33 protein-coding genes are annotated in these 26,582 nt (G+C 65.9%); 21 read left to right on the top strand and 12 right to left on the bottom strand.

Translation table 11 applies throughout. The features are described from left to right. Positions 1-12: 12 nt before the first annotated feature. Complete coding sequence (locus AC1C2N_RS09540; RefSeq protein ID WP_495433821.1) at positions 13-828, top strand: hypothetical protein; 816 nt, start codon at positions 13-15, stop codon at positions 826-828. 31 nt (positions 829-859) lie between these two features. Here the strand turns inward: AC1C2N_RS09540 and AC1C2N_RS09545 are convergent, their stop codons facing one another. Beyond that, positions 860-1,330 (bottom strand): winged helix-turn-helix transcriptional regulator, encoded by a 471-nt coding sequence (locus AC1C2N_RS09545; protein WP_495433822.1) that lies wholly within the window; start codon positions 1,328-1,330, stop codon positions 860-862. Between the two features lie 74 nt (positions 1,331-1,404). Here AC1C2N_RS09545 and AC1C2N_RS09550 point away from each other — a divergent pair, with 74 nt between their 5' ends. Then, the gene (locus AC1C2N_RS09550; protein WP_495433823.1) at positions 1,405-1,926 is read left to right on the top strand and encodes an SRPBCC family protein; all 522 of its coding nucleotides are present in this window, start codon (positions 1,405-1,407) and stop codon (positions 1,924-1,926) included. 16 nt (positions 1,927-1,942) lie between these two features. On the opposite strand, the gene AC1C2N_RS09555 is transcribed toward AC1C2N_RS09550, so the two are convergent. Next, entirely contained in the window at positions 1,943-2,611 is a 669-nt protein-coding gene (locus AC1C2N_RS09555; protein ID WP_495433824.1) for a cation efflux transmembrane domain-containing protein, read from the bottom strand. Positions 2,612-2,613: 2 nt separating this feature from the next. Next, on the bottom strand, positions 2,614-2,964 hold the full coding sequence (locus AC1C2N_RS09560; protein WP_495433825.1) for an ArsR/SmtB family transcription factor: 351 nt from the start codon (positions 2,962-2,964) through the stop codon (positions 2,614-2,616). A gap of 88 nt (positions 2,965-3,052) precedes the next feature. Between AC1C2N_RS09560 and arsB the strand changes: the two genes are divergently transcribed. Genes arsB through AC1C2N_RS09575 form a run of 3 tightly spaced genes read left to right on the top strand, consistent with a single transcriptional unit; the run spans position 3,053 to position 6,019 of the window. Next, complete coding sequence (arsB, locus tag AC1C2N_RS09565) at positions 3,053-4,153, top strand: ACR3 family arsenite efflux transporter (RefSeq protein ID WP_495433826.1); 1,101 nt, start codon at positions 3,053-3,055, stop codon at positions 4,151-4,153. A 27-nt stretch (positions 4,154-4,180) separates the two neighbouring features. Continuing rightward, positions 4,181-4,591 carry an arsenate reductase ArsC gene (locus AC1C2N_RS09570; protein ID WP_495433827.1) on the top strand — a complete coding sequence of 137 codons (411 nt, stop codon included), beginning with the start codon at positions 4,181-4,183 and terminating at the stop codon, positions 4,589-4,591. A gap of 45 nt (positions 4,592-4,636) precedes the next feature. Further along, a complete protein-coding gene (locus AC1C2N_RS09575; RefSeq protein ID WP_495433828.1) occupies positions 4,637-6,019 on the top strand; it encodes an FAD-dependent oxidoreductase in 1,383 nt (460 codons plus the stop codon). 115 nt (positions 6,020-6,134) lie between these two features. Here the strand turns inward: AC1C2N_RS09575 and AC1C2N_RS09580 are convergent, their stop codons facing one another. Next, a complete protein-coding gene (locus AC1C2N_RS09580) occupies positions 6,135-6,644 on the bottom strand; it encodes a DUF1269 domain-containing protein (RefSeq protein WP_483403907.1) in 510 nt (169 codons plus the stop codon). A gap of 286 nt (positions 6,645-6,930) precedes the next feature. Here AC1C2N_RS09580 and AC1C2N_RS09585 point away from each other — a divergent pair, with 286 nt between their 5' ends. Beyond that, complete coding sequence (locus AC1C2N_RS09585; RefSeq protein ID WP_495433829.1) at positions 6,931-7,674, top strand: SDR family NAD(P)-dependent oxidoreductase; 744 nt, start codon at positions 6,931-6,933, stop codon at positions 7,672-7,674. 67 nt (positions 7,675-7,741) lie between these two features. Here the strand turns inward: AC1C2N_RS09585 and AC1C2N_RS09590 are convergent, their stop codons facing one another. Beyond that, positions 7,742-8,224 (bottom strand): DUF1269 domain-containing protein, encoded by a 483-nt coding sequence (locus AC1C2N_RS09590; protein WP_483403909.1) that lies wholly within the window; start codon positions 8,222-8,224, stop codon positions 7,742-7,744. Between the two features lie 229 nt (positions 8,225-8,453). On the opposite strand from AC1C2N_RS09590, the gene AC1C2N_RS09595 reads away from it, so the two are divergent. From AC1C2N_RS09595 to AC1C2N_RS09605, 3 genes are all read left to right on the top strand, one after another. Beyond that, a complete protein-coding gene (locus AC1C2N_RS09595) occupies positions 8,454-8,693 on the top strand; it encodes a PLD nuclease N-terminal domain-containing protein (RefSeq protein WP_495433830.1) in 240 nt (79 codons plus the stop codon). After that, positions 8,690-9,250, top strand: coding sequence for a hypothetical protein (locus AC1C2N_RS09600; protein WP_495433831.1), 561 nt, complete (start codon positions 8,690-8,692; stop codon positions 9,248-9,250). The genes AC1C2N_RS09595 and AC1C2N_RS09600 overlap by 4 nt, the downstream gene beginning before the upstream one ends. 116 nt (positions 9,251-9,366) lie before the next feature. Then, positions 9,367-10,617, top strand: coding sequence for an amidohydrolase (locus AC1C2N_RS09605; protein ID WP_483403912.1), 1,251 nt, complete (start codon positions 9,367-9,369; stop codon positions 10,615-10,617). Positions 10,618-10,630: 13 nt separating this feature from the next. Here AC1C2N_RS09605 and AC1C2N_RS09610 read toward each other — a convergent pair whose 3' ends face one another. Then, entirely contained in the window at positions 10,631-11,416 is a 786-nt protein-coding gene (locus AC1C2N_RS09610; protein WP_495433832.1) for an alpha/beta fold hydrolase, read from the bottom strand. A gap of 171 nt (positions 11,417-11,587) precedes the next feature. Between AC1C2N_RS09610 and AC1C2N_RS09615 the strand changes: the two genes are divergently transcribed. The 3 genes from AC1C2N_RS09615 (at position 11,588) to arfB (ending at position 12,808) form a co-directional block, all read left to right on the top strand. Beyond that, positions 11,588-11,980 carry a hypothetical protein gene (locus tag AC1C2N_RS09615; RefSeq protein ID WP_495433833.1) on the top strand — a complete coding sequence of 131 codons (393 nt, stop codon included), beginning with the start codon at positions 11,588-11,590 and terminating at the stop codon, positions 11,978-11,980. Positions 11,981-12,080: 100 nt separating this feature from the next. Further along, complete coding sequence (locus AC1C2N_RS09620; protein WP_483403915.1) at positions 12,081-12,362, top strand: hypothetical protein; 282 nt, start codon at positions 12,081-12,083, stop codon at positions 12,360-12,362. A gap of 23 nt (positions 12,363-12,385) precedes the next feature. Then, positions 12,386-12,808: an alternative ribosome rescue aminoacyl-tRNA hydrolase ArfB gene (gene arfB / locus AC1C2N_RS09625; protein WP_483403916.1), complete on the top strand. Its 423-nt coding sequence runs from the start codon at positions 12,386-12,388 to the stop codon at positions 12,806-12,808. Positions 12,809-12,835: 27 nt separating this feature from the next. Here arfB and AC1C2N_RS09630 read toward each other — a convergent pair whose 3' ends face one another. Continuing rightward, positions 12,836-14,431, bottom strand: coding sequence for an alpha-amylase family glycosyl hydrolase (locus AC1C2N_RS09630; RefSeq protein WP_495433834.1), 1,596 nt, complete (start codon positions 14,429-14,431; stop codon positions 12,836-12,838). Next, positions 14,428-15,045, bottom strand: a complete 618-nt coding sequence (locus AC1C2N_RS09635) for a LysE/ArgO family amino acid transporter (RefSeq protein WP_495433835.1) — start codon at positions 15,043-15,045, stop codon at positions 14,428-14,430. Before AC1C2N_RS09635 ends, AC1C2N_RS09630 begins: the two co-directional genes overlap by 4 nt. A 71-nt stretch (positions 15,046-15,116) precedes the next feature. On the opposite strand from AC1C2N_RS09635, the gene AC1C2N_RS09640 reads away from it, so the two are divergent. Further along, positions 15,117-16,016, top strand: coding sequence for a LysR family transcriptional regulator ArgP (locus AC1C2N_RS09640; protein ID WP_495433836.1), 900 nt, complete (start codon positions 15,117-15,119; stop codon positions 16,014-16,016). On the opposite strand, the gene AC1C2N_RS09645 is transcribed toward AC1C2N_RS09640, so the two are convergent. Beyond that, positions 15,905-16,795 (bottom strand): SDR family oxidoreductase, encoded by an 891-nt coding sequence (locus AC1C2N_RS09645; protein ID WP_495433837.1) that lies wholly within the window; start codon positions 16,793-16,795, stop codon positions 15,905-15,907. The two genes, AC1C2N_RS09640 and AC1C2N_RS09645, sit on opposite strands and share 112 nt — an antisense overlap. A gap of 83 nt (positions 16,796-16,878) precedes the next feature. Next, on the bottom strand, positions 16,879-17,547 hold the full coding sequence (locus tag AC1C2N_RS09650) for an ion channel (protein WP_495433838.1): 669 nt from the start codon (positions 17,545-17,547) through the stop codon (positions 16,879-16,881). 147 nt (positions 17,548-17,694) lie between these two features. Here AC1C2N_RS09650 and AC1C2N_RS09655 point away from each other — a divergent pair, with 147 nt between their 5' ends. The 5 genes from AC1C2N_RS09655 (at position 17,695) to AC1C2N_RS09675 (ending at position 21,658) form a co-directional block, all read left to right on the top strand. After that, the gene (locus tag AC1C2N_RS09655) at positions 17,695-18,483 is read left to right on the top strand and encodes an SDR family NAD(P)-dependent oxidoreductase (protein ID WP_495433839.1); all 789 of its coding nucleotides are present in this window, start codon (positions 17,695-17,697) and stop codon (positions 18,481-18,483) included. 22 nt (positions 18,484-18,505) lie between these two features. Then, a complete protein-coding gene (locus AC1C2N_RS09660; protein ID WP_495433840.1) occupies positions 18,506-19,198 on the top strand; it encodes a glutamine amidotransferase in 693 nt (230 codons plus the stop codon). Between the two features lie 131 nt (positions 19,199-19,329). Continuing rightward, on the top strand, positions 19,330-20,457 hold the full coding sequence (locus AC1C2N_RS09665) for an alcohol dehydrogenase catalytic domain-containing protein (RefSeq protein WP_495433841.1): 1,128 nt from the start codon (positions 19,330-19,332) through the stop codon (positions 20,455-20,457). Next, entirely contained in the window at positions 20,454-21,203 is a 750-nt protein-coding gene (gene fabG / locus AC1C2N_RS09670; RefSeq protein WP_495433842.1) for a 3-oxoacyl-ACP reductase FabG, read from the top strand. The genes AC1C2N_RS09665 and fabG overlap by 4 nt, the downstream gene beginning before the upstream one ends. Then, a complete protein-coding gene (locus AC1C2N_RS09675; protein WP_495433843.1) occupies positions 21,200-21,658 on the top strand; it encodes a MaoC family dehydratase in 459 nt (152 codons plus the stop codon). The genes fabG and AC1C2N_RS09675 overlap by 4 nt, the downstream gene beginning before the upstream one ends. Before the next feature lie 120 nt (positions 21,659-21,778). On the opposite strand, the gene AC1C2N_RS09680 is transcribed toward AC1C2N_RS09675, so the two are convergent. Together AC1C2N_RS09680 and AC1C2N_RS09685 are read right to left on the bottom strand one after the other, a co-directional pair. Further along, positions 21,779-23,002: an acetyl-CoA C-acetyltransferase gene (locus AC1C2N_RS09680; RefSeq protein ID WP_495433844.1), complete on the bottom strand. Its 1,224-nt coding sequence runs from the start codon at positions 23,000-23,002 to the stop codon at positions 21,779-21,781. An 11-nt stretch (positions 23,003-23,013) separates the two neighbouring features. After that, positions 23,014-24,216 carry an acyl-CoA dehydrogenase family protein gene (locus AC1C2N_RS09685; RefSeq protein WP_495434218.1) on the bottom strand — a complete coding sequence of 401 codons (1,203 nt, stop codon included), beginning with the start codon at positions 24,214-24,216 and terminating at the stop codon, positions 23,014-23,016. Between the two features lie 116 nt (positions 24,217-24,332). Here AC1C2N_RS09685 and AC1C2N_RS09690 point away from each other — a divergent pair, with 116 nt between their 5' ends. The 3 genes from AC1C2N_RS09690 to AC1C2N_RS09700 all read left to right on the top strand — a co-directional run bounded on the left by AC1C2N_RS09690 (position 24,333) and on the right by AC1C2N_RS09700 (position 26,578). Next, positions 24,333-25,007 (top strand): QsdR family transcriptional regulator, encoded by a 675-nt coding sequence (locus AC1C2N_RS09690; RefSeq protein WP_495433845.1) that lies wholly within the window; start codon positions 24,333-24,335, stop codon positions 25,005-25,007. Next, positions 25,007-25,414: an acyl-CoA thioesterase gene (locus AC1C2N_RS09695; RefSeq protein WP_483403929.1), complete on the top strand. Its 408-nt coding sequence runs from the start codon at positions 25,007-25,009 to the stop codon at positions 25,412-25,414. Before AC1C2N_RS09690 ends, AC1C2N_RS09695 begins: the two co-directional genes overlap by 1 nt. 105 nt (positions 25,415-25,519) lie before the next feature. Further along, complete coding sequence (locus tag AC1C2N_RS09700) at positions 25,520-26,578, top strand: phosphotransferase family protein (protein ID WP_483403930.1); 1,059 nt, start codon at positions 25,520-25,522, stop codon at positions 26,576-26,578. Positions 26,579-26,582 lie beyond the last annotated feature (4 nt).

Consider the following 26,582-nt stretch of genomic DNA (forward strand, 5'->3'; position numbering starts at 1 on the left):
AAAGGTCGATGAATGGCTAGCGAGCAAGATGCAGTGACTCTCGAGGCGGAGCTGTTGCTTCCCGACGTTCCGGAACTGGTCTCCGCCTACCCGGCCTCGCTCCCGGCGCCCACACTCCACGCGCGGTGGCTCGAGGACGAGGAAGTCACCCTCACGTTCATTGAAATCGGCGACATCGCCATGCACGTCGAGTCGACCGATGACGACGTCGAGTGGCACCTTCACGTCGGCGGCCACGACGGACCTCCGCTTGACGGCACGCCCTGGGACGAGAAGACCACCGAGGAACTCCTCAACTGGATGTCTGAATTCGTCGCCAAGGTTCACGCCTGTATCGAAATGGTCGACGAGGACATTTTTGACGCCGTAGACCTCTTCGAGGCCGGTGCGACCACCGCGCAACTCTCCGCGGCCAGTTTCGAACCCGAGGACTGGGAGAGATTCACGCCGGCAGACTTCAAGGTGTTCCGGGTTACCGTCCCCGGGCACGCAGAGCCGCAGATCTGGACCGGTTCCGGCGACGCGTGGCACATGCACGACGAAGAGCGGAACGGTGATGCCGAACTTCTGTGGACACCGCCGAACGTGGAAGAGCCGATTCACCTCGGCGCCGTCATCATCTCGCCCGAGACCGGTCTGCCCGCGACGTTCGCAAACCCGGGCATCAACTGGGATGACGTGGGAATGAGCGAGGACGACGCCATGGACTGGCTGCTTCGCGAACACAGGAACTGCGTGTGGGCATCCACTGTCCACGATGCGCTCACCGAAGAGGTTCTCAAGGTGCTGGCGGGCTTCGCGCCGGCCGTCCCGTCGCCTCACCGTTAATCCAGGCCGTCCCGGCGCGGGCGACGAATGGCTAGGTCTGGGCTGACTCGGATAATGCCGCAACGACGCTGTCGCTGCCGACGAAGATGCTGCCGCCGGCGCGCACCGTCGTGATGATCAGCTCCGTCATAGCGGCCTTGTCGCGATTGACGGCCTCAATCCACTCCGGCGGGGCGTCGGTGTCGGCATCGACCCCGGCGCTCCAGTTCGCGATCTCGAGCAGGATTGGAATCAGGGCGAGTCCGTTCTCCGTGAGCGTGTAAACGACGCGCCTGGCGTCGCCCGGATCCGGGGTTCGGTTCAGGATGCCGTTCGCCTCCAGTTCGACGAGACGCGCGGTCAGCACGCTCGGAGCAACGCCCTCGTCCGAGTCCGAGAACTCCGTGAAGGTGCGTTTGCCGAAATAGACGATGTCGCGGATCACGAGAAGTGACCACGGATCTCCGAACGCCTCAAGGCCGAAATTGATGGGGCAGTGAGATTTGCCCTTCGTCCGCTTCATCAGAACCCTTCACACTGCGAGACGGTGGTGGTACCGTTTTTCACTACGATCATGATAGTTAAAGGGGACGAATCATGGGCAACTCTTCATCCACATTCGAGGTGCGGGTGACCCGGGAGTTTCCGGTGTCGGTGGACTCCGCCTACGCCGCCTGGACCACGCCCGAGCTGTTGATGCAGTGGTGGGGTCCGCTCGGTTTCACATGTCCGGTCGCCAATCTGGATGTCCGGGTCGGCGGGGTCTCACTGGTTGCAATGCGCGCGCCGGCGCAGTTCGGCGGCGGAGACATGTTCAACACCTGGACCTACACGCTCGTCGACCCTCCGAATCGACTCGAGTTCGAGATGCGGTTTACTGACGCGAACGGCGAGGCGATCAGCCCGGCCGATGTCGGCATCCCCGCGGGGGTTCCTGACACGGTCCCGCATGTCGTGACGTTTGAGTCGGTGGGCGAAGGCGGCAGCCGGTTGAGCGTCACCGAGTACGGCTACACGGTCGAGGAGGCGCGCGATGGGTCGCAGGCCGGCCTGGATCAGTGCCTGGACAAGCTCGCGACGCTTCTCGTCGACGGCCCAGCCGCGAATACCCGCCGCTGAGTCGGGAGGGGGCGGCTCACCGGCGAGGTGCTGCGGCAGCGTCCTCGGCGTCGTCATCTGAAAGCACATCGAACGGCGACTCGACCTCGCCCTTCCACGCTTCGATTCCCTCGCGGATAGCGAAGCCGGCGATAACGAACGCGGCGACAGCATCCGCCCATTCCCAGCCGAGAAGAGTATTGAGCAACAGGCCGAGCAGGACGCTCGCTGACAGGTAGACGCAGAGCAGGAGTTGCTTGGAGTCAGCGACCACGCTGGCGGATCCGAGTTCCCTGCCCGTCCGGCGTTCGAGCCACGCGAGAGCGGGCATCACCACGAGGCTGGTTGTCGCAATGGCGATTCCGAGGGGGCTGTGGTCGACATCTTCCACGCCCGCGAGCGAGAGCACCGAGTCGGTGATCACGTACGCGGCCAGGGCGAAGAAGGCGATGGCGATCACCCGGACCGTGGGCTTCTCCCACCGCTCCGGGTCGCGGCGGGTGAACTGCCACGCGACGGCTGCCGCCGAGAGGACCTCGATGACCGAATCGAGTCCGAACCCGATGAGCGCGGCAGAGGACGCGATCGCCCCGGCGGTGATGGCGACAATCGCCTCGATGACGTTGTACGCGATCGTGAACCCCACGATCCACCGCACCCGTCGGTGAAGGACGGCCCGGCGGTCGGCGGTGGGCTGAGCTGTCATCGTCACAGTGCGCTGATGAGGCTGGATACCGACGCGAGCGAGTTGGGTGTCAGGCTGTAGTAGGCCCAGGTTCCGCGCTTTTCGCGGTGGAGATAGCCGGCGTCGACGAGCACCTTGAGGTGGTGGGAGACGGTGGGCTGGCTCAGGCCAAGCGGCTCAGTCAGGTCGCAGACGCACGCTTCGGCATCCTCGTGTGACGCCACGATCGACAGCAAACGCAGCCGTGCGGGATCAGCCAGAGCCTTCAGCGAGCGGGCGAGTTTTTCCGCCCTGTCGGCATCCATCGGCTCGCGCGTGATCGGAGTGCAGCACGCGTTGAGATCGGTGATCTGCAGCGACTCGGTAAGCGTCATCCGAACAAACTCCCTAGATTGACATGCATCAATGCATGGGTCACGATGAGTACATCGACGTACATCAATCTATCAGTCACGGAGCTTCATGTCTCTAGTCCCGGTGAAGCCCGCGTCTCTCGGCACAACTGATCGGTTCCTCCCGGTCTGGATCCTCGCCGCAATGGCGTTGGGACTGGCGCTCGCGGTTTTCGTCCCCGCGTTCGGAGAAGCCCTGCACGGCTTCTCCCTTGGTTCGGTCAGCGTGCCGATCGCGATCGGCCTGCTGGTGATGATGTACCCGGTTTTGGCGAAGGTCCGATATTCGGATGCTCGTGCGGTCGCCGGTGATCGAAAGCTGCTGGTCTCGTCGCTGGTGATGAACTGGCTGGTCGGGCCGGCGCTGATGTTCGCTCTCGCGTGGGCCTTTCTGCCCGATCTGCCGGAGTACCGCACGGGCCTGATCATCGTCGGGCTTGCGCGGTGTATCGCCATGGTCCTGATTTGGAACGACCTGGCGTGCGGCGATCGGGAGGCCGCCGCGTTCCTCGTTGCCGTGAACTCGGTGTTCCAGGTCATCGCCTTCTCCGGCCTGGGCTGGTTCTACCTCCAGATCCTGCCGTCGTGGCTCGGACTGGCGACAACGAGCGCGTCGTTCTCACTGTGGGCAATCACACTGAGCGTTCTCGTCTTCCTCGGTATTCCACTGGTCGCCGGATACCTGTCGCGTCGGCTCGGCGAGGCCACACGGGGTCGCGGCTGGTACGAAAGCACGTTCCTGCCGAAGGTGGGACCGTTTGCCCTGTACGGACTCCTCTTCACCATCGTGATGCTGTTTGCGCTGCAGGGCCATCAGGTCATCGACCGGCCACTCGACGTTGTCCGCATTGCCCTGCCACTGCTGGTGTACTTCGCGGTCACTTTCGTCATCGGGTTTGTCCTCGGCAAGCTCATCGGGCTGTCATACGAACGCACAACGACGCTCGCGTTCACAGCGGCAGGCAACAACTTCGAACTCGCCATCGCCGTCGCGATCGGAACGTTCGGCGCCACGAGCGGCCAGGCACTCGCCGGCATCGTCGGCCCGCTGATCGAAGTGCCCGTGCTCGTGGCCCTCGTCTATGTCGCGCTGTGGCTGCGCCCCCGCATGTTCCCTGCGAAAGACACCCTCCCGATCCATCCTGAACTTCCGGTCGCAGACCGGGTCTGAACACACACCCGATACAAGGAGACCCTGATGAGCGAGAAACCGTCAGTACTGTTCGTCTGCGTCCACAACGCGGGCCGGTCACAGATGGCCGCCGGCTACATGCGCGCGCTGTCCAACGGGCAGGTCGACGTGCTGTCTGCCGGCTCGGAGCCGAAAGACCAGATTAACCCGGTCGCGGTCGAGGCGATGGCCGAAGAGGGCATCGACATCGCCGACAACATCCCCAAGGTCCTGACAACGGATGCCGTCAAAGATTCCGACGTGGTGATCACGATGGGCTGCGGCGACACCTGCCCGATCTTCCCCGGCAAGCGCTACGAAGACTGGGAGCTCGACGACCCGGCAGGACAGGGCATCGAGGCCGTCCGTCCGATCCGCGACGACATCAAAGCCCGGATCGAGCAGCTGCTCTCTGAAATCCTCCCGACGAAGGCCTAGGTACGGGCCCACCGGCTCCGCGCGCCAGTAACGAAACGAAAAACCATGACTATCGCAGAACTCCCCACCCTGACCATGCCGTCCTCACGGAAACTCGACAGCCTGCCCGTAGCCATCATCGGTGCGGGACCGGTCGGCCTCGCCGCCGCCGCACAGTTGCTCGAGCGCGGGATCGACGTCGTTGTTTTCGAGGCGGGGGAGACCGCCGGCAGCGCTGTGACCGCGTGGGGTCACACCCGGCTGTTCTCGCCGTGGGAATACCTCGTCGACGAGGCCGCCGGTCGGTTCCTCGACAGAACCGAGTGGCACGCGCCTGCCGCGAAAAAGCTGCCTCTTGGCCGGGAACTGGTCGAGGAGTACCTGCTGCCTCTGGCTGCGACCGCGGAGCTCGCCCCACGGATCCGCTACCACAGCACCGTGACGGACGTCAGTCGGCAGGGGATGGATCGAACCCGCTCCACCGGACGCAGCACCACCCCGTTCCTGCTCCGGATTCGCACCGGCGACACAACCACAGAACAACTTGCGCGAGCGGTTATCGACACCTCCGGTACCTACAGCACCCCCAACGGGCTCACCGCCAGTGGACTTCCGCCTGCTGGCATCGATGGCATCCGCGAACACCTCAGCCACGCCCTGCCTGACGTCCTCGGGGTTGACCGGGATCGCTTCGCGGGCAGACACGCGCTCGTCGTCGGAGCCGGCCACTCAGCAGCGAATACCCTGCTGAAACTGGCCGCCCTCGCGAAGGAGGAGAGTGACACGACGATCAGCTGGGCGATCCGCGGACGAAGCCCGGTTCGCGCGTACGGGTCGGAGAACGACGAGCTCGAAGCGCGCGGCCAGCTCGGCAGCTCGGTACATGACCTGGTGCGCCAGGGGCGGGTCACGCTGATCGACCAGTTCGAAATCGATGACCTCGAGCCAGCCGGTGACCACCGTGTTGCCGTGGTCGGTCGCCGGCAGGGGGAGAAGACGAGAGTGGAGGTCGACCGGGTCGTCAACGCGACGGGCTTCCGCCCCAACCTTGAGATGCTGCGTGAGATCCGGCTGTCACTGGACGAGATCGTTGAAGCCCCTCGCGCCCTCGCCCCGCTGATCGACCCCAACATGCACAGCTGCGGCACTGTCTACCCGCACGGCGTTATCGAACTCGCGCATCCGGAACCGAACTTCTACATCGCCGGGATGAAAAGCTACGGTCGCGCACCGACCTTCCTTCTTGTGACCGGTTACGAACAGGTGCGCTCCATCGCCGATGAGCTTGCGGGCAACCACGGTGCCGCCCGTCAGGTGCAACTCGTGCTGCCCGAGACCGGGGTGTGCGTGTCACCCGCTCCGGCTGGCGGGTGCGGCCCTGACGCCGAGACATCCGTTTCATCCTGCGGCCCTGCGCCGGAGGCATCCGCTTCATCCTGCTGCAGCTAGACGCCGCGGGATGGGCGGTGCCACCGGAGCGCACAATCATCGGCGCGCACGATAACCGAAGCGCAGAGAAGGCCGGCCGCTGTGGGCGACCGGCCTTCTCGGTGTGGGACTGCGCTCAGCTGATTTCTGAGGCAGCTTCCTTGACCGCCGCGTCGATGTCGGACTTCTTCACACCGAGCCGCTTCGCAACCTTCTTCTCAGCCTTCAGCTCGGCCTTTGCAATCGCGTCTTCGAGCTTGCTCTCACCGACGACGAGCAATGCCGCCTCGCCTGAGTCGATGGCCTCGCCGAGCTCTTTGACGTCTGAGCGCGAGACGCCGCGCCACAGGTGGCCTGTCACCGCTCCGATCGCTCCACCGACGATTGCGGTGCCGATGATCGCCGGGGGAAACAGCAGTCCAACCACAGCACCGGCTACGGCACCGCCCCAGCCGCCGTGGCGGAATGCCTGCTCGTCCTTATTGACGTGCACCTTGCCCTTGTCATCTTTGGTGACGACCGCGGCGTCGTATGTGCCGACCGCGCCGTCCTTGTGCAGGTCCTTGACGACACCATAGTCAGCGCGCGCGTCAGCCTCGTTCGGGTAAGTGCCGATGTACAGGAATGTTCCGTCGGATTCAGCCATTGTGTCTCCATTCAGTGTTTGGTCTCGTGTGAGACATCTATGCGCCCGCTCGCGGTGAAAGCGCGCGATTTAGCCGCGCACTCGGAAGCTCCCGGGCACCTGCCCAGACAACAGCGTCAGGTTCGCGCGCAGTAGAGCCTTTCGTCCGTCGGGTGACATTTGCACCCACATGCCCCAGAACTCGTGTGGAGGCGGGCGACATATACTGTCCCAAAGACAGTAAATGGTTCGTGCCGGGACGACCCGAGCGCCGGACGGGTGCGAAAACGAAAGAAAAGACACAGCTATGCAACTGCAGAACAAGACAGTCATCGTGACCGGTGGGGCATCCGGAATCGGCGGAGCCATCACCCGCACGTTCGTTGAACGCGGTGCGAAGGTCGTCGCGGTGGACATCAACCAGGATGCGGGGGCGGCGCTCGTCGCGGATCTCGGTGACTCGGTGTACTTCCTGCAGGGGGACGTTTCCGACTCCGCCGTCGCTGAGAAGGCGGTCGGCGCAGCGGTTGAGCACTTCGGTGGGCTCCATGCCCTCGTCAACAACGCGCACGCGTCCCGCCAGGCCCCATTCCTCGAACTCACCGCTGAGATGTGGGAGCTGTCCTTCAATACAGGTCTGCGCGCCACCATCAACTTCATGCGTGCCGCTCACCCCGAGCTGAAGAAGACGTCGGGCTCGATCGTGAACTTCGGCTCGGGTGCCGGACTGGACGGGCAGGTGACCCAGGGAGCGTACGCCTCGGCCAAGGAGGCCATTCGCGGGCTGAGCCGGGTTGTTGCAAACGAGTGGGCTCCTGACCGCATCCGGGTCAACGTCGTCTGCCCAATGGCGATGACGGAGGGGGTGCAGGCATGGTCTGAGGCCTTCCCTGACCTCTACAACACGACGCTGGGCAAGATTCCGCTCGGTCGCTTCGGCCACCCGGGGAACGATGTCGCCCCCGCCGTGGCGTTCCTCGTCTCGGACGACGCCAGCTACATCACCGGCCAGACCCTCATGGTCGATGGCGGAACCATCAAGCTCCACTAACCGGTGGCGCGACAGCGGCGGCTGGATCCGGGTACGAATCGCCCCGTCTCCAGCCGCCGCAGGCCGATCAGATGTTGTCGGCCAGCTGGGCTTCCTGTTCCTTCGACAGAGACGTCTGGACGACAGTGCCGTTGTACGGAGCGAGCGCCTCGGTGAACTTGTCCTGCGTCAGCTTTGTCGCGTAGAGGACGATCGCCGATTTTCCTGCGCTCACCGTGTCCTGGACCCGCTCACGGAACTCGCTGTTGATTCCCGCCTTGTCCAGGCCGGCGAACAGCGCTCCGAAGGCACCGCCGATGACGAGTCCGATCAACGGCATGAAGAAGAGGATGCCGAGCAGGCCACCGAAGACAGCGCCGCCAGCAGCTCCGATGCCCACCTTCCCGACGGGGCCGGGGTGGGTGACGTGGGTCTTGCCTTCGTCGTCGACCGTCACGAGGGCGAGGCCGGCAAGCTCGACGATCAAGTCGTCCTGCAATTCCAGAACTTTGTTGTACGCCGCTTCCGCGTCGGTTTTCGTGTCGAACGAGATGACGATGAGATCGGCCATGGGGTGCCGCCTTTCTTGGTTGGGCAAAGGTGCCGAGTGCATTGCTTCGAGCCTCGCCGTACAGCGCGACGGGCGTTCGTAGGCATGGTGGGCTTTGGTCCCTGCTCGGGGCAGGGTCAATGGTCCCGTCAGGGGAATCTCCGCAGTAAGCAGTCACGTGGATTCGTTGACAACCCACGTACCGTCACCGAGACTTGCGCTACGCATCCCCGGCAGCGAAAGGACAGCTGTGACCGCGAATCCGCTCCTTCCCGTCTGGTTCGATATCGTCTGGACCGTCGTCGTCGCCGTGGTCGTTGTGGCGCTCGTCGTCGCGCTCGTTCAGATCGCTCGGAGGCGCGACCTCGACGCTGTGGCCCGCGCCGTCTGGGTACTCGTCGTGATCATCGCCCCGGTCATCGGGCCTGTTGCCTGGTTCGCCATCGGCAGGCGCCTTCCGCCGCCCCCGGGTTCGGTCGTGGATCCGTGAGGACGGATTCCGCAATCCGGCCAGATCCGGTCGTTCCGCTCGACATCGATGACCTCGCCGCCGCTGCCGAGGGCGAGGTCGAAGAGGTACCGCTTCGGCGCAGCTCTGTTCAGGCTGCAATCGCCTCGGTCATCTCAGCGGTGGTGGTCGTCGTTCTGCTCGTCGTCGTCGTGCAGTGGGTTGAGGCAGCAGCCAATGACGCTGCCAACGGCACGGAGTGCCGAGGGCCTGACTGCGTCGAGGTGCAGCTTGGCGACCTCGCGATCCCAGCGGCAACGGCGCTGCCAACAGGGACCACAGTGGTCGCATCGAACCGGTTCACCAGGCTCGACGAACAGTTTGTTTACTTCGAGGTGCGGATGCCGCCTGGGTCGGCCTTGCCCGCTTTTCCGCAGCCGTGGGTCGGTGTGTCGGAATCCGGCGACGATGAGAACAGGAACGCGCGGAGGATGCTCGGGCGCGGGTACACCGACGTGCGCTGGTCGGGAGCCTTCGCTGCGGGTACCGATGACGACGGTTCGATTCTGATCATCGGCCAGTACCCAATCGCCGACTGACGGCAGCGAATCGAACCCTCCAGTCGAGCGCCCCCCGCCTCGCGATGGTGGGTCGAAAGACCCCTGTCCTGACCCGGCATCCGTGGAACACTGCTCGCCTATCAAAGGAGCTCACCATGTCTGTCGCCCCGTTCGAAAACGTCTCGGTTGATCAGAGCCTGGTCGAGCTGTACAAGGACCTGCACCGGAATCCAGAGCTGGGATTCCAGGAGCACCGGACGTCGGGCATCGTTGCGGAGCGCCTGACCTCGCTCGGTTTTGAGGTGACGACCGGTGTCGGTAAGACCGGCGTGGTCGGCATCCTGAAGAACGGCGAGGGCCCGACGGCTCTCCTGCGTGCGGATATGGACGCGCTTCCTGTCAAGGAAGACACGGGCCTCGACTACGCCAGCACCGCGACGGCGACCGACGAGAGCGGAAAGACGGTCTCGGTCGACCACGCGTGCGGGCATGACCTGCACACGACGTGCCTCCTGGGTGCGGCGCAGGCTCTCGCGGGCGACACGTCGAGCTGGTCAGGCACACTCATGGTGGTGTTCCAGCCCGCCGAGGAACTGGGCGCAGGGGCGCAGGCGATGGTCGATGATGGTCTGTTCGACAGGTTCCCCAAGCCCGATGTGGTTCTCGGCCAGCACGTGGCTCCGTTGCCAGCGGGGAAGATCGCCGGGCACGCGGGCACGTCGTATGCCGGATCCGACTCGCTCCGGGTTCGTCTCATCGGACAGGGAGCGCACGGTTCCATGCCGCAGAATTCGATTGACCCGGTCGTGATGGCTGCGGCCACGATTCTTCGCCTGCAGACCATCGTTTCGCGTGAGGTGCCGTCGACGGACATCGCGGTCGTCACCGTTGGATCGGTGCACGCGGGGGATGCCGCCAACGTCATTCCGGGCGAAGCCGAGCTGCAGTTGAACATCAGGAGCTACGACGAGTCGATCCGGGAACACATCCTCTCGAGCGTCGACCGCATCGTGAAGGCCGAGGCCGCTGCGGCCGGCGCTCCGACGGAACCGACCGTCGAGTCGATCGAACGGTTCCCGGTCGTCGTCAACGACGCGGCGGCACTGAAGAAGACGCTCGACGTGTTCGCCCAGTGGCTCGGCGACGACAACATCCTCGACCCGGGTGCTGGCGCTGGCAGTGAGGATGTCGGCATCCTCGCGACAAGTTCGAACGCGCCGCTGTCGTACTGGCTGCTCGGCGGTTCTGACCCGTCGCTGTTCACGACGGGACGGATGGATGATCCAGCCCTGCGCACCGTTCCGAGCAACCACTCCCCGAAGTATGCGCCGGTCATCGACCCGACCCTCACCATCGGGGTAACGGCACTCGTCACCGCGACGAGGACCTGGTTGCCATCGGCGTAACGACGGATGCCGGTCAGCGCGTCGAGTGCGACGCGAACCGGGCGAGTTCGTCAGCCATGGGGCCCGGTTCCCAGGAGTGCTCTGCCCCCGGCATCCGTTTCCAGGTGGCACCGGGAATTGCCGCGGTGATCATGTCGGCCGCGGGCACCATCACGTCGTCGTAACTCGTTGTTCCCACCATGGTGAGAACCGGAATCCTGATGTCCGCGAGCAACTCCGACAGCGGGGCTGACTCGGCCCAGGCCAGCGAGTCGGCATCCGGCTGCAGGGTCGGCGCCTGCGAAACCATAGCGGGTATCGACGCCACCATCTCGAGGATCTCTGGCGGCATGTCTTTCATGTAGAGGGTCAGCGCTGCCTGGTTGTCGCCAGCGGTGATGAGTTCGCGAAGCTCGTCCGCCCACTCGCGTGCTCCGCTGCCTGGGGGAGCGAGCGGCGCTTCCCAGAGGGCCAGGCCCGCGACAGGAAGGCGGCGTACCGCGGCGAGAAGCGAGATCGAACAGCCCGAGGAGTGGCCGCAGAGCACCGCGGTTTCGCCCACGTGTTCGATCAGTGCGGAGAGCGCGGCGAGTTCGCGTTCGAGGGTGAACGGGCCATCCGCAACACTTTCGCCGCGGCCGGGCCGGTCGTAGACAATCGTGGTGCAGTCCTTTGTCGCCAGCAGCTCGGCCGTCTCGGTCGTCGTTGGATCTATCGCACGCCACGGTCCGGCACCGGCGACGAAGACGACGGCGGGGCCTTCACCGCGCAGATCGAAAGCGACGCGGTCGTTCAGGCTGGTGGTCACGAAATCTGACACGGCTACCTCGATCCCTGGGATGCCCTCACGGTAGCCCCGGGGGATACCGGCGGCAAGCCCGCTGAAGCGTGCCTTCCGCCGGAAGTGACGCTTGTCTTGTCGGGCTGGGTATCTCTAGCGTGGACGCAGTGCAATCCGCACGCCACGCAGGCAGAGAAGGAGCCAGTCGTCATGGGAAAGGCCTACGCATTACTGCTCGGGATAGTTCTGGGCGGTCACGGATTGATCGGGCTCTTCATCGAGGGGGAGCACCTGCTCGCTGTATTCAACGTCGATATTTTCATTGACTGGGTCTATCTGTTGAGCGCGGCCCTCCTCTTCTTTGTCGCTCTGACGGACAGTTCACCCGGCCTGCTCAGGGGTTCTCTCTTGCTCGTCGGTGTGGTGTTGCTCGCCATTGGCGGTGCCGGCCTTCTCGACAATCAGGTTTTCGGCCTGATGCCACTGGGGCTCACGCTGATCGACTTCTTCCTTTTCTTCGGCGCGGGGATACTCTCCGTCATCATGGCGGTGCTGCCGAGCACTGTCGAACCACTGACTCCGGAGGGGAGGCCGCTGGATTAAGGTCCCTCGATCAGCGCGTCTACCCTTTTTTCCGCTCGGAGACCAGAGGAGACGTATTCTTCGACGACAGGCACAATGGCGTCTAGCGTAGGAGAAAGCAGTGCGCCAGCCCGTTTTCATCGCGTTGCAGAAGCAGGTGCGCGGTCGGGCCGGTCACGACGAGCAGTTGAGGAGAACAACGATGAGTCCCAATGCAGGCGGCGCAAACTTCGGTGGTCCCAAAGAGCACGAAGGCACAAAAGGCTATTCAGCAGACGACCTTCCACTCCGGGATGGACACAATCCCGAACCCGATCTCCCGGATCCGGAGGAGGCGTTCGAAGAGGCTGAGGAAACCGAGGGGCTCTCTCTCGAGCCCGGTGTCCACCCGGAGGACGAGTAGCCAGATCGCGCGACATTTCTGTCATGGATTTAGAGGTGTCGACCGCGCTCACGATTCCGGCCGGTGAACTCGGCTGGCGGTTTTCGCGTTCGTCCGGGCCCGGTGGGCAGCACGTCAACACCTCGGACAGCCGGGTCGAACTCTCGTGGAGCGTGGTCGACTCGACCACTCTGACCGACGAGCAACGGGAGAGGCTCCTGACGCGCCTCCGTGGACGCCTCGTCGCTGGCGTGGTCACCGTCACAGCGTCCGAGCAGCGATCGCAGCTTCGTAACCGTGAGATCGCGCTCCGTAAGCTTGCCGACCTCGTGGGTGCCGGGCTCGCGCCTGACGGTCCGCGTCGGCGTCCGACGAAACCTACCCGCGGTTCGAACCGGCGCCGTCTCGCGGCCAAGGAGCGCCGTTCGACAACCAAGCAGCACCGCCAGCGGCCATCTCTGGATTGACCCGGTCGCCTCAGGTGCGGCCCGATTTCAGTGCTGGCGCCAGAGCCAGGCGGCGCTGTCCGGCCGCAGCACGGCATCCGTTTCGCCGTCGGTGCGGAAGAGTACCGTGCCTTCGGGGAGCGGTACTGGCTCATCGCCCATGGCGATGGCAACGGTCAGGCCGCCTTCCCGGTCGCAGGTGACCAGCCCGTTGGACTCGGAGCGCCACGACACCCGCTCATCGGCCGGGATCCTGCCGCTCTGCAGGAGAGACTCCCGGCACCGCAGAGCTGCCCGCACCAGGGCGAGGTTCGAGTCCGGGTCGGCCTCCTGCCGCTCGACCGACCAGGATCCCCACCCGGTCGGCGTCGGCAGCCACGGCGTCACATCATCGCTCACCGTGAACCCGTTGATCTTCTCCGGCGAAGCGGTCCACGGCATTGGAATCCGCGCTCCGTCGCGGCCGGCACCGCTGTAGAGCCACATCGGGTCAACCCGCGCGGCCGGCGGAACGTCGACCTCGGGCAAGCCAAGCTCCTGGCCCTGGTACAGGTACACGGCTCCGGGTAATCCGAGCAGAGCCACGACAGCAGCACCTGCCCGTCTGGCGCCGCGTTCGCCGCCACCGAAGCGGGTGGCCGTACGCACGAGATCGTGGTTCTCCAGCGCCCAGCTCGGAGCAGATCCATAGGTTTGGCGCGCCCGCTCGAGGCGTTCGCCGACCGTCGCCCACTCGTCGCCGTTCCAGTCGAGCCGCGCAAAGGCAAAGGCGAAGGCCTGGTGCAGTTCGTCCGGCCTGGTGTACCGGGCAGCCCGGTCGGGCTCCAGATTCACCTCGCCGACGAGCAGGCGCGCTGGTTCATACTTGTCGGCGATGCGCCGCCAGCGGCGATAGACCTCGTGAACCGGTTCCTGGTCGGTCACCAGGGGGTTCGACCGCAGGCCGTCCGCAACGGTCGGCACGTCCGGCGCGTCAGGCATCCCCTCGGCCTTGAACAGGCCGTGGGCCACATCGATCCGGATGCCGTCGACGCCGCGATCAAACCAGAACCGGAGCACACCGTCGAAATACTCGGCCACGGCCGGGTTGCGCCAGTTCCAGTCGGGCTGTGCTGGGCTGAACAGGTGCAGGTACCACTGCCTGTCGGTGGCAGAGTCGGGAGCGACCCGATGCCAGGCCGGGCCGCCGAAGACACTCGTCCAGTTGTTGGGCGCTCGATCACCGACACCATCGGCGAAGTGGAACATCGCGCGCTCGGGTGAACCCGGACCCGCCGCTAGCGCGCTCCTGAACAGCGGATGCTGCACCGAAGCATGGTTCGGGACGATGTCGACCAACAGCCGGAGACCCAACGTGTGCGCCTCGGCAAGCAAATCGTCAAAGTCGGCGAGGGTCCCGAACAGCGGATCGACATCGCAGTAATCGCTGACGTCATAGCCCTGGTCGACCTGCGGGGAGCGCTGGAACGGGGTGATCCAGATGCCCTGCACACCCAGCGAGGCGATGTACGGTAACCGTTCTCGGATGCCGTGAAGGTCGCCGATCCCATTTCCGGTGGAGTCGGCGAATGAGCGGGGATAAACCTCGTAGATGACGGCCGTGCGCCACCATTCGGTCGGCTGTCCAGTGGGCGCTGGGTTCATTCCGCACCTCCCAGGCCGAGCAGCAGGCTCGCAGCGATCGCCAGCATGACGACCGCGATAACCGCGTCGAGGACACGCCACGCGACCGGCTTCGCAAAGAGCGGTCGAAGAAGTCGCGATCCGAACCCAAGGGCGGTAAACCACAAGACGCTGCCGAGTGCCGCCCCCAGGGCGAACCACCACCGGCCGTCGCCGTAGGTAGCACCGATCGATCCGAGCAGAGCGACCGTGTCGAGATAGACGTGCGGGTTGAGCCACGTGAGCGCAAGCGCCGTGACAATCGCCGTCCGAAGGGAGGTTGGCGCACCTGCGGGGTTGGTGTCGAGGGTTCCCGGCCGCGCCGCTCGCATCGCCGATCGCACGCCGTACCAGGTGAGAAATGCCGCGCCGCCGATGCGCACGATGACCAGGAGAACATCCGCCGTCTGGATGAGGGTCCCGAGGCCCCAAATGCCCAGAGCGATCAGAACGGCATCCGACAGCGCACAAATGGCAACGATCCAGCCAACGTGCTCGCGACGAAGACCCTGCCGGAGAACGAAGGCGTTCTGGGCGCCAATGGCGATGATGAGAGAGAGGCCGAGGCCGAGGCCGGCGAGAAAGGGGAGGTGCACCCCTCTACGGTAGAGCGCGACGAAGAGTAAGGCCAGCTACATATTCTGTAGGTACATTAGAATCGCTAACTATGGACCCTCTCCAGTTGCAGGCGCTGGCGGCCGCCGTGGACGGCGGCACGTTCGACGCTGCTGCCCACGCGCTCAGGGTCACGCCGTCTGCGATCAGCCAGCGCATTCGGGCGCTGGAGAATGCGGTCGGCGGAGTCCTCGTTCGGCGCACCAAGCCGATCACCGTGACGGCCATGGGTGCGACGTACCTTCGGCTCGCCCGGCAGTTCGCCGCGTTGAGCGAGGAGGCTGCGGCCGAGACATCCCGCGAGGCCGCGGCGAGCTGGCCGACGGTGTCCCTCGCGATCAACGGTGATTCGCTGGCAACCTGGGTGATGCCGGCACTCGCGGAACTCGCACACGAGTTTCTCTTCGACATCCACCGGGAAGACGAGGACCACTCGGCGCAGTTGCTCCGTGACGGCACGGTCATGGCCGCCATCACGACCCAGGCGCGACCGGTCCAGGGCTGCACCTCAACGCCGCTCGGCGTCATGCGTTACCGGCCGATGGCATCCCGGGCCTTCATCGACCGATGGTTTTCGAACGGGACGGATGCCGCTTCGCTCGCGGTTGCGCCCGTCGTGATATTCGACGCAAAGGATGGCCTCCAGCACCGCTACCTGCGGAGGTTCTCAAGTGCTGAGCTGGAACCGCCGCGACACTTTGTGCCCGGCTCGGCCAACTTCGCCGAAGCGGTTCGGCTCGGCTTCGGCTGGGGGATGCTGCCGGACCAGCAGTCGCGTGAGCTCGAGTCCCGGGGCGAGCTGGTCGAGTTGGACGCCGGGGGACCGGTCGATGTCACGCTTCACTGGCAGCAGTGGGCGTTGCAGATGTCGTCGCTCAGCCGCGTCGCCGAGGTGATGGCGGCTGCGACACGCCGTGAGCTGGGCGGGCCGCGCCGTTCTCCCTCGGCGTGAGAGTTTGCGGGATGCCCGGTTCGCCGGCGGTGATGCCGTCCGTCAGGCTGCCCGCCGTTCACGTAGAGGACCTGGCCGTTGACCCAGCGGGCAGGGCTGGCGAGGAAGGAGACAGCTTCAGTGATGTCCTCCGGTGTGCCGAGGCGGCCCATCGGGTTGGCTGAGGCGATTTGCGCGACCAGCTCGTCACTCTTGCCGCTGAGGAACAGCGGCGTTGCCGTCGGACCCGGGGCGACCGCGTTCACCGTGATGTCTCGACCGCGCAATTCCCGGGCGAGGATGAGAGTGAGCGACTCGACGGCGCCCTTCGAGGCCGCGTATGCGCCGTAGCTCGGTGGCTGCAGTCGGGTTATCGATGTCGAGAAGTTGACGATCGCACCACCGTTGCGGACGCGACGCGCTGCGAGCTGGTCGACGATGAATGTTCCGCGAACGTTGGTGCGCATGACCCGATCGAACGACTCCAGGTCCATCTCGGCGATCGGTGCGAGTGGCATGATCCCGGCCGTGTGAACGACGACATCAACGCCCCCGAACTCGCGCTCCGCGAGGTCGAACATCCGGGTCATCGCCGATTCATCGCCCACATCGCCACTGGCGGCGCTGGCCCTGCCGCCCGTCCGGCGCACCGCATCGACGGTCTCGGCGGCGCGTGCCTCGTTGCCCGAGTAATGTACGACGACCGCGAACCCGTCTCTCCCGAGGCGTTCGGCAACGGCTCGGCCGATCCCTCCGGAGCCTCCCGTGACAATGGCGACGCGGTCTGCTGTGTTCTGCATGGGAACTCCTCGCTCTGCGTTGGAGGAACAATACATCTGTGCGCCCGCTCGATGAACCCGTCGCCCGGAGGGATGCTCCTCTGTCAGCGCGGCTGAGGCTGCCAGCCGGAAACGAACTTGGCCACCGCGATGACGAGGAAGAGTTGCCCGGTGATCGCCTCGCTTATCGCCACCGTCTGCACCAGGGGCGCGTTCGGGACGAGGTTTCCATAGCCGGTCGTGGTCAGTGTGGTGAAGGAGAAGAACAGCTGGCTGGTGAGTGAGTCGTGACTCGCCTCGCCGAACAGGGGCGTCGGAGTCGTCAGGCTGATCAGGTTGTACACGAAGGTGAAGAACATGCCAACCATGACGTACGCGGCGATCGCGCCGAGGAGCGTCTGGACATCGACGGTGACCTTCCGAAACTCATGCGCGACGATGGCCATCGGCGCAACGAGGTAGGCCACCATCGAGGTCGCAGAGAGAATAATGTCGAGGAGCCGTCCTTCAAGACCGGCGAGGTGAACAACCACGGTGGCCAGCCCGGTGACGGCAAGCGCGAGCCAGCCCGCTCGCCGCGCGGACGTTTTCACCTCGGCAACCCAGAGCGTCGCAGCGACGGTAAACAGTTGATACAGCAGGGCGATGGGGTTCGGGTTCAGCGAGGTTTGCGTTGCGCACAGCACGTAAGACACCCCGAGGAGCCCGAGAACCAGCCAGTAACCCGACTCCAGAATCGGGTGGTGCGGTTGTGCGTGCGCGCGCGCGTCCATAACCATCACCCCTCGAGATCGACGACCAGAAGCGACAGAGTATCGGCGGCGGGCGGCGGTGTATGAGGCCAATGGTCGACTCCGCCGCCCATTCATGCCCGATTCGTTCGTGTTCTACTGTTGAGATCCGCCCATCGAAGGAGACCCATGCCCAGTCCCGCCGTCTCTCAGCCGTCGCGGTCTGTCCTCGTTACCGGTGCATCGGGCGGGATCGGCGCGGCCGTCGCCCAGAGGTTCGCCCGGGCGGGCGATCGGGTTGCCGTGCACTATCGAAGTGATCGCGCCGGAGCCGAGGAAACCCTGCGCTCGCTCGATGGGGACGGGCACTCGCTCGTCGCCGGGGATGTCGGTGAACCGGATGACGCGGCACGCGTGGTCGAACAGGCCATTTCGGAGCTCGGTGAACTCGACGTGCTGGTGTGCAACGCTGCTGTGGCACCCTCAGCGACGAACCGCCACGTGCTCGGCGAGGTGTCGTTTGCCGACTGGACCGCAGCCTTCCGGTCGATGGTCGACGTCAATCTGCTCGGGGCGGCCAACCTGGCGTGGGTGTTCGCCAACCATCTCATCGACAGGGGAGCGCCAGGGGCCATCGTCAATATCGGCTCGCGCGGCGCCTTCAGGGGCGAACCGGAATACCCGGCATACGCGGCGAGCAAGGCGGGACTCCACGCGCTCGGGCAGTCACTCGCGGTGGCCCTGGCTCCACACGCTATTTCGGTGACGAGCGTCGCGCCCGGCTTCGTCGCCACTGAGCGCCAGTTCAGCAAACTCGACGGCGTTGAGGGCGACGCTCTTCGCGCGCAAAGTCCCTTCGGTCGTGTCGGCACACCCGAGGAGGTCGCTGCGGCAGCATTCTGGCTCGCCTCACCGGACGCGGCCTGGTGTTCCGGGGCGATCCTCGACGCCAACGGTGCCTCATATCTCCGCAGCTGACTCGCGACATCCTGGAGCTTCCGTGACCCAAACCGCCATCGCCATCCGTTTTCTTGCCTTCGAAGACCTCGGTGCCCTCGAGCCGATCCTGCGGGAGCGCGGTTACGACATCCGTTACCTCGACGTCGGCGTTGACGAGCTGATCGGGGTGCTCGACGCCGACCTGGTAGTGGTGCTCGGCGGGCCGATCGGGGCGAATGACGGGGATCGCTATCCGGTAATCGAGCGGGTCATCGGGGTGCTGGCGGAGCGGATCCGCGCCGGGCGGGCAACGCTCGGGGTATGCCTCGGCGCGCAGCTCATCGCCCGTGCCCTGGGTGCCTCCGTTGCGGCAGGGGCCGGTACCGAAATCGGGTACGGGCCGCTCGCCCTGACGACCGACGGTGCGGCATCCGTTCTCCGGCACCTGGCGTCGCGACCGGTGCTGCACTGGCACGACGACCGGTTCGAGATCCCCGACGGCGCCGTACGCCTCGCGTCGACGCCGGTGTGCGACAACCAGGCGTTCTCCGTGGGCGCGACTGTGCTCGCACTCCAGTTCCACCTCGAGGTGCCGCAGCGCAGCATTGAACAATGGCTCATCGGTCACGCCGATGCGCTGACCGGCGCCGGTATCGACCCGCGGACACTCCGGGCCGAGGCGCAGGAGTACGGGCCCGACATGGAAGAGGGCGCGAGGCTCGTGATCGGGGACTGGCTCGACGGACTCGGCTGACGGCGGGGAGAACTCGCTGAGCCTTCATTTCGGCGCATTCAGCACTCAAGGATCGACTACATACCGCGTAGTCGGTATGCTCGGAGAACGGGCGAACGGATGCTGCGAAAAGCCCCCGACGAGGAGGTCGCGTGGAGATCATTGGAGCAGTCCTTGAGCGCTCGGGTGCCGAGGCGCCGTTTGTAGAGTCCCGCCCGTTCACCGTTGGGCCGGTCGAGCTTGACCCGCCTGGCCCCGGAGAGATACTCGTGCGGATCGAGGTGGCCGGGCTCTGTCACTCGGACCTCAGCGTCGTCGACGGCAGCCGCCAGCGGCCGAGGCCCATGCTGCTCGGGCACGAGGCGGCCGGGATCGTCGAATCCCTGGGTGACGGCGTCGACGACGTCGCGATCGGAACCCGCGTCGTCATGACATTCCTGCCGCGCTGCGGGACCTGCGCCGAGTGCCTCACCGATGGCAGGCTGCCCTGCAGCGTCGGGAGCGCAGCGAACAACGCGGGCACACTGGTCGGCGGCGGCCTTCGACTTCACCGTGGGGGAGATCCCGTGCGCCACCACCTCGGGGTCTCCGGCTTCGCCAGTCACGCCGTAGTGAGTCGCACATCGGTCGTGCCCGTCGATCCCGACGTGCCCGCCGAGATCGCGGCCCTTCTCGGCTGCGCGGTACTGACCGGCGGAGGTGCGGTGATCAACGCCGGGCGACCAGCGGCTGGATCGCGGGTGATCGTCGTCGGACTCGGCGGCGTGGGCATGGCCGCCCTGCTCGTTGCCGTCGCCCTCGGGCACGAGGTGATCGGCGTCGATGCGCTCGACGCCAAGCTCGACCTGGCGACCGAGCTCGGGGCATCCGGCAGTTTCACCCCCGGCGATGCCATCGACGCCCACGTTGCTGCTCCACTCGTGATCGAGGCGGCGGGTTCGCCCCGCGCTTTCGAAACGGCGTTCTCACTCACGGCTCCCGGCGGCACTCTGGTGACCGTCGGCCTCCCCGCCCCGGATGCCATGGCGAGTATTGCCCCGCTCCTCGTCACCGCGCAGGCGAAGACGATCATCGGCAGTTACCTGGGCTCGGCCGTTCCGAGCCGCGACATCCCGCGCTATGTCGACCTCTGGCGACGCGGGGTGCTGCCTCTCGAACGACTCGTTTCGGCCCGCATCGGTCTTCATGACATCGCTGAGGGCATGGACCGGCTCGCCTCCGGCGCAGCGTTACGCCAACTCATCACCTTCGACCCACCCCAACGAATGGACACCGTATGACCCGCACCGCCATCGTCACAGGAGCAGCACGCGGCATTGGCGCCGCGACCGCCAGAAGGCTCGCCGCAGACGGCTACCAGGTTGCCGTTCTCGATCTTCACGCCGACCACGCGGCTGACACCGTTGCCGCGATCGAGGCGGACGGGGGCCGCGCCATCGCCGTTGGTGCCAACGTCGCAGACTCGGATGCCGTGACAGCGGCCGTCGCGCGGGTGGCCGATGAGCTCGGCGCTCCCACCATCCTGGTCAACAACGCGGGCATCCTTCGCGACAACCTGCTGTTCAAGATGACCGAAGACGACTGGGACGCCGTTCTCGGCGTGCACCTGCGTGGCGCGTTCCTGATGAGCCGGGCCGTTCAGGCCCACCAGGTCGCCGAGCGCTGGGGCCGCATCGTCAACCTCTCCAGCACGTCGGCCCTCGGCAACCGCGGGCAGGCCAATTACTCCGCGGCGAAGGCGGGCATCCAGGGCTTCACGAAGACCCTCGCCTTCGAACTCGGCCGCTACGGCGTGACGGCCAACGCCGTCGCACCGGGCTTCATCGAGACCGAGATGACTCGAGCGACCTCCGAGCGCATGGGAATTTCCTTCGACGACTTCCTCGCCGGAGCCGCGAAGGAGATTCCCGTCGGACGTGTCGGCCAGCCCGAGGACATCGCCGCGGCCGTCTCGTTCTTCTGCCGTGAGGAGTCCAGTTTCGTCTCGGGCCAGGTGCTCTATGTGGCGGGAGGGCCGAGGTCATGACGATCACTGTTTCGTCACCCGCAACGCTGACGGATGCCATCGGCCGGACGGCGACGGGGGACTGGTTCAGAATCGACCAGGACCGCATCGATGCGTTTGCCGAGGCGACCGAAGACCGGCAGTGGATTCATCTCGATGCCGAGCGCGCGGCATCCGGGCCATTTGGAGCCACGATCGCGCACGGTTACCTCACGCTCTCGCTCATTCCCCGACTGACCGAGGGTCTCGTCGAGGTGGGAGGCGCCGCGATGGTGGTCAATTACGGACTCGACAAGGTGCGCTTCCTGCAGCCGGTCACGGCGGGATCGCGCGTGCGGGCGAGTTCGACCATCACGAGCGCTGAAAGCACGCCGCAGGGGACCCGCGCGGGTGTGACCGTGACCGTCGAGATTGAGGGTGCGTCGCGACCGGCGCTCGTCGCCAACACGATCGCGCTCTTCGTCGGCTCAGACTGACGACATCACACTGGTGACCACTGCGGTGACGCAGAGCTGAGGCGCTCGTCTTTCGGCGAGCGCCTCAGCTCTGTCTTTCAGCGCTTCTGTCTTTCAGCGCTACTGTCTTGTCAGCGATCGTCAGACGCGCTCGAGCACGAGCGCCATGCCCTGGCCGCCGCCGACGCACATCGTCTCGAGACCGTAGCGGCCGCCCGTCTGTCGCAGGCCGTTGATCAGCGTTGACGTGATCCGGGCCCCGGTCATCCCGAACGGGTGGCCGACCGCGATGGCGCCACCGAAGACGTTGAGTTTCTCCGAGTCAATACCGAGTTCCCGTGCCGACGGAATGACCTGCGCGGCGAAGGCCTCGTTGATCTCGACAAGGTCCATGTCATCGATGCTGAGACCGGCGAGCGCGAGCGCGCGACGGCTCGCCTCGACCGGGCCGAGGCCCATGATCTCGGGGGAGAGGCCGCTCACGCCTGTCGAGACGATCCTGGCCAGCGGCGACAGTCCCAGCTCGTCGACCACGCGCTCGGACACCACGATGACGGCTGCGGCGCCGTCGTTGAGCGGGCAGCAGTTGCCCGCCGTTACCGTGCCGTCCGGCCGGAAGACGGGGTCGAGCTGGCTCAGCGCCTCGACCGTGACGCCCCGGCGTGGTCCATCATCCTTCGACACGACGGTGCCGTCATCGAGCGTCACCGGCGCGATGTCCGTTGCCCAGAAGCCACTGGCATCCGCTCTCTCCGCGCGCTGCTGGCTCCTGGCCGCAAACGCATCCTGCTCGTCTCGCGTGATGCCACGCAGCTCGGCGACGTTCTCGGCCGTTTGCCCCATGGCGATGTACGCGTCGGGCAGTTGTCCGTCCTGCCGGGGATCGTGCCACGGTGGCTGGCCCCCGCCAGCCCTCGCCTCGGTGCGGGCGATTGCCTCATCGAACACGGGATTGGTGAGCCTCTCACCGGGGATGTAATCGCTCGACCCGCGCATCGATCGGCTGACCGATTCCACCCCGGCGGAGACGAACACATCCCCCTCGCCGGCCTTGATCGCGTGGAAGGCCATCCGCGTTGTCTGCAGGCTCGACGAGCAGTAGCGATTGACCGTGGTTCCCGGCACCTCGTCGAGGCCGAGGAGAATCGACACGATGCGGGCCATGTTCATTCCCTGCTCGCCTCCCGGCAACCCGCAGCCGAGCAGCAGGTCGTCGATGCGACCCGGGTCGAGCGCGGGGACTTTGGCCAGCGCGTCGCGCACCATACGCGCCGCGAGATCATCAGAACGGATGCCGGCGAGCGAACCCTTGCGGGCCCGGCCGATCGGTGAGCGGGCGGTGGCGACGATGAATGCTTCAGCCATGTGGTTCCTCTCTAAACGAATGCCTGGATGCCGGTGATGGCGCGACCGACGATGAGCGTGTTCATATCGAAGGTGCCCTCGAACGTGTAGACCGCCTCAGCGTCGGCGAAGAAGCGGGCGACCCCGTGGTCGAGCTGGATTCCGTTTCCTCCGACGATTTCGCGGCAGAGCGCGACCGTCTCGCGCATCCTGGCGGTGGCAAACGCCTTGGCCATCGCCGAGTGGTGGTCTTTCTGTACGCCCTCGTCCTGCATGGCGGATACCCGCATGCACAGGGCGATGCTCGCGGTGATGTTGGACAGTGAGTTCGCCAGCTTCTCCTGCACCAACTGGAACGAGGCAATCGGCTTGCCGAACTGATGGCGCTCTGTGGCGTAGGCGAGGGCTGCTTCATAGGCGCCGACCGCCACCCCGATGGCTTGCCAGGCCACCTCGGCGCGGGTCAGCCTCAACACGATGGCCACGTCGCGGAACGAATGAATGTTGGCCAGGCGGTCGCTCTCGGGGACACGGACATCCTCAAGGACGATGTCGGCGTTCTCCACGGCGCGGAGCGACTGCTTGCGCTCGATCTTCGTCGCGGTGAAGCCGGCGGACGGCTGGCGCACGATGAAGCCCTTGACCTGGTCGTCCGCGGTGTCGCGAGCCCAGATGACCACGATGTCGGCGAAGGTGGCGTTGCCGATCCAGCGCTTCTTGCCGTTGAGGATCCACTCATCGCCGTGTCTGGTCGCGGTGGTCTGCAGCCCGCGCGCGGTGTCGGATCCGCTCGTCGGCTCGGTGAGCCCGAACGCACCGATGACCTCGCCGCGGCCCATCGGCCCCATCCACTCCACGCGCTGTTCCCCGGAGCCGCCGACCCCGATGGCATTCATGGCGAGTCCGCTGTGCACACCAATGAATGTCGCCGTCGACGGGTCGACCCTGGCGATCTCGAGCGCGATCCAGGCGCGGTAGACGGCGCTGTTGTCGAAGTGCCGGGTTTCGGGCCAGCCCGCCCCGAACATGCCGAGTTCGGCGAACCCGGGGATGAGGTGTCGGGGGCTTCGAGCCTCTTCCCACAGCCGGTCGGCGTGCGGCCGCACCTCGGCGTCGAGGAAGGCGCGGATGCGAGCGACCGAGCGCAGCTCCTCCTCGGTGAGCTGGTCCTGGAAGCCATAGAAATCGGCGTCGAGCACCTCGGGCCGATCGGTCTGTTGCGTGGTGAGCGTCATTGCTTCTCCGTTCGTCGACGACATCGTCTTGCGGTTCATGAACCGCGATGTACCGTAGTATGCATCATTTTCCAGAATGTTGCACGCATCCGCTGACCACGCGATAGAGTTCCGGCATGCACACCACGACAGACGCTGTCGCAGCTCGCGCCGGAAGCGCGATCTCCGCGGCAACCATCGGAACCGTTGGCCTCGAGTTCGCTCCGTCCTGGCTGTCGAACCGGCTGGCCGAGGCGGCACACGAGGGTTCGGCACGTGCATTCGCCCGAGCCCGTGACGAGTTCATCGCCGGCCGCCGCATCGACATGAGCGCACTGGCGGCCGATCTCGGTGTCGATCGCACCTCACTGTTTCGCTGGGTGGGCAATCGTGACGCGCTGCTCTCCGAGGTCCTCTGGTCTCTCGCTGTACCGACTCTTCTCCAGGCGGAGGATGCCACGGGAGACCTGCGCGCCGAAGAGCGGGTAGCGGGCGTGCTCACCCATTTCGTCGATGACCTGATCAGCGCGCCCTACTTCCGGCAGTTCCTGCAGCGTGAGCCCGCTCGGGCGCTCCGGCTGCTGACGACCACCGAGAGCGAGATCCAGCGCCGGTACGTGGCGACGGCCGACTGGCTCGTCCGGCGGGAGCTCGGCGACGCCCCCCTCGGCGGTGCCATCGACCCGGCGGAACTCGCCTACCTGCTGGTCCGGATCTCTGAATCCTTCACCTATGCCGACCTCATTGCCGGCGACGAACCCAGCACCGATCGAGCGCGAGTGGCGTTTCGCGTGCTGCTGAGGGTTGCCTGATGCGCTACGGAGTACGGCTGCCATTCGCCACACGCTGGAACGATAACGACCAGTACGGACACCTCAACAACACCGTCTACTACGAGGCGATGGACACCGCCATCAACACCTGGATGATGGGCAACGGAGGCCTCGATCCGCAGGGCGATGCCATCGCCCTGTGCGCCGCATCGTCGTGCGAGTTCCGCGCCTCCGCGTCGTTTCCCGAACCACTCGAGGTCGGCATCGGCATCGAACGGCTCGGGACGACGAGCGTCACCTGGGCCCTCGGGATCCTGCGACCGGGCCAGGAGGAGCCGATCGCCGTCGGCCGCTTCGTGCACGTCTTCGTCGGTGCGGCCGACCGTACCCCGACGCCGATCCCCACCGGCATCCGCTCGGTGATCGAACGCGATCTGCTCGCCTGATCCCCCCGGGGTAGTGCGAACATACCGACCACGCGGTATGCTGGCGGAACGCGGTCCTGCTGGGTCGCTCGCTGCGCGGCACTCGCGCGTGAAAGGTGGTCGACGATGACCGACTCTCCCGGGCTGGATGTCAGAGGGCTCACCGAGTGGCTTGCACGCGAACATCCCGAGCTCTCGAGCGGTCCGTTGTCGGCCAGGCTCATCACCGGGGGGCGCAGCAACCTCACCTACCGCATCGACGGCGGGCGTCGGCCCCTGGTGCTGCGTCGTCCGCCGCTGGGTCACGTATTGTCGAGTGCCCACGACATGGCGCGTGAATACCGGGTGATCACCGCACTGCAGGGCACTGCTGTGCCGGTGCCGCCGACCATCGACCTCGTCGACGACACGGCGGCGAGCGAGGTCACCGGGACCCCGTTCTTCGTGATGGACCTCGTTGCGGGTCGGGTACTGTCCGACCCGGCACAGAACGCCGATTTCGCGTCGGGTGAGCTGCGCGCGCTCGGACTCAGCCTCGCCGGAATTCTGGCCGAACTGCACGCCATCCCGCCGGCATCCGTCGGGCTCGACACCTTTGGGCGCGCGGACGGTTACCTGCACAGGCAGCTGAGGACATGGCGCAGGCAGCTCGGTGCGTCGCGCACGCGCGAGGTGCCACGGCTCGATGAGCTTCAGGCCGGGCTCGGTGAACGGATGCCGTCGGCCGGCCGTTCCACGCTCGTGCACGGCGATTACCGGCTGGATAACGCGCTCGTGGATGGCGGTCGTGGCGCGTCAGCGGCCCCGCGCATCACGGCGATCCTCGACTGGGAGATGGCGACCCTTGGCGACCCGCTCGTCGACCTCGGCATGCTCGGCCTCTACTGGAGCATCGCCGAGCTGCCCGGCGGGCGCGGAGTCGCACCGAGCGCCGTCGACCTCGACGCCGGCTATCCCGGCTTTGACGAGATGGTGGATGCCTATGCCGCACACGCGGGGATCGCGACTCCCGATCTCGGCTGGTACCGCGCGTTCGCGGCGTACAAGCTCGCTGTCATCCTCGAGGGCATCCACTGCCGATACCAGGCGGGCGAGACCGTCGGTGACGGCTTCGACCGCATCGGCCAGCTCGTGGAGCCCCTCGCCGAAGAGGGACTCGCCCGCTCCGCCCTGAGAGGACTCTGACGAC

Source organism: Mycetocola sp. Y791 (assembly GCF_059445325.1).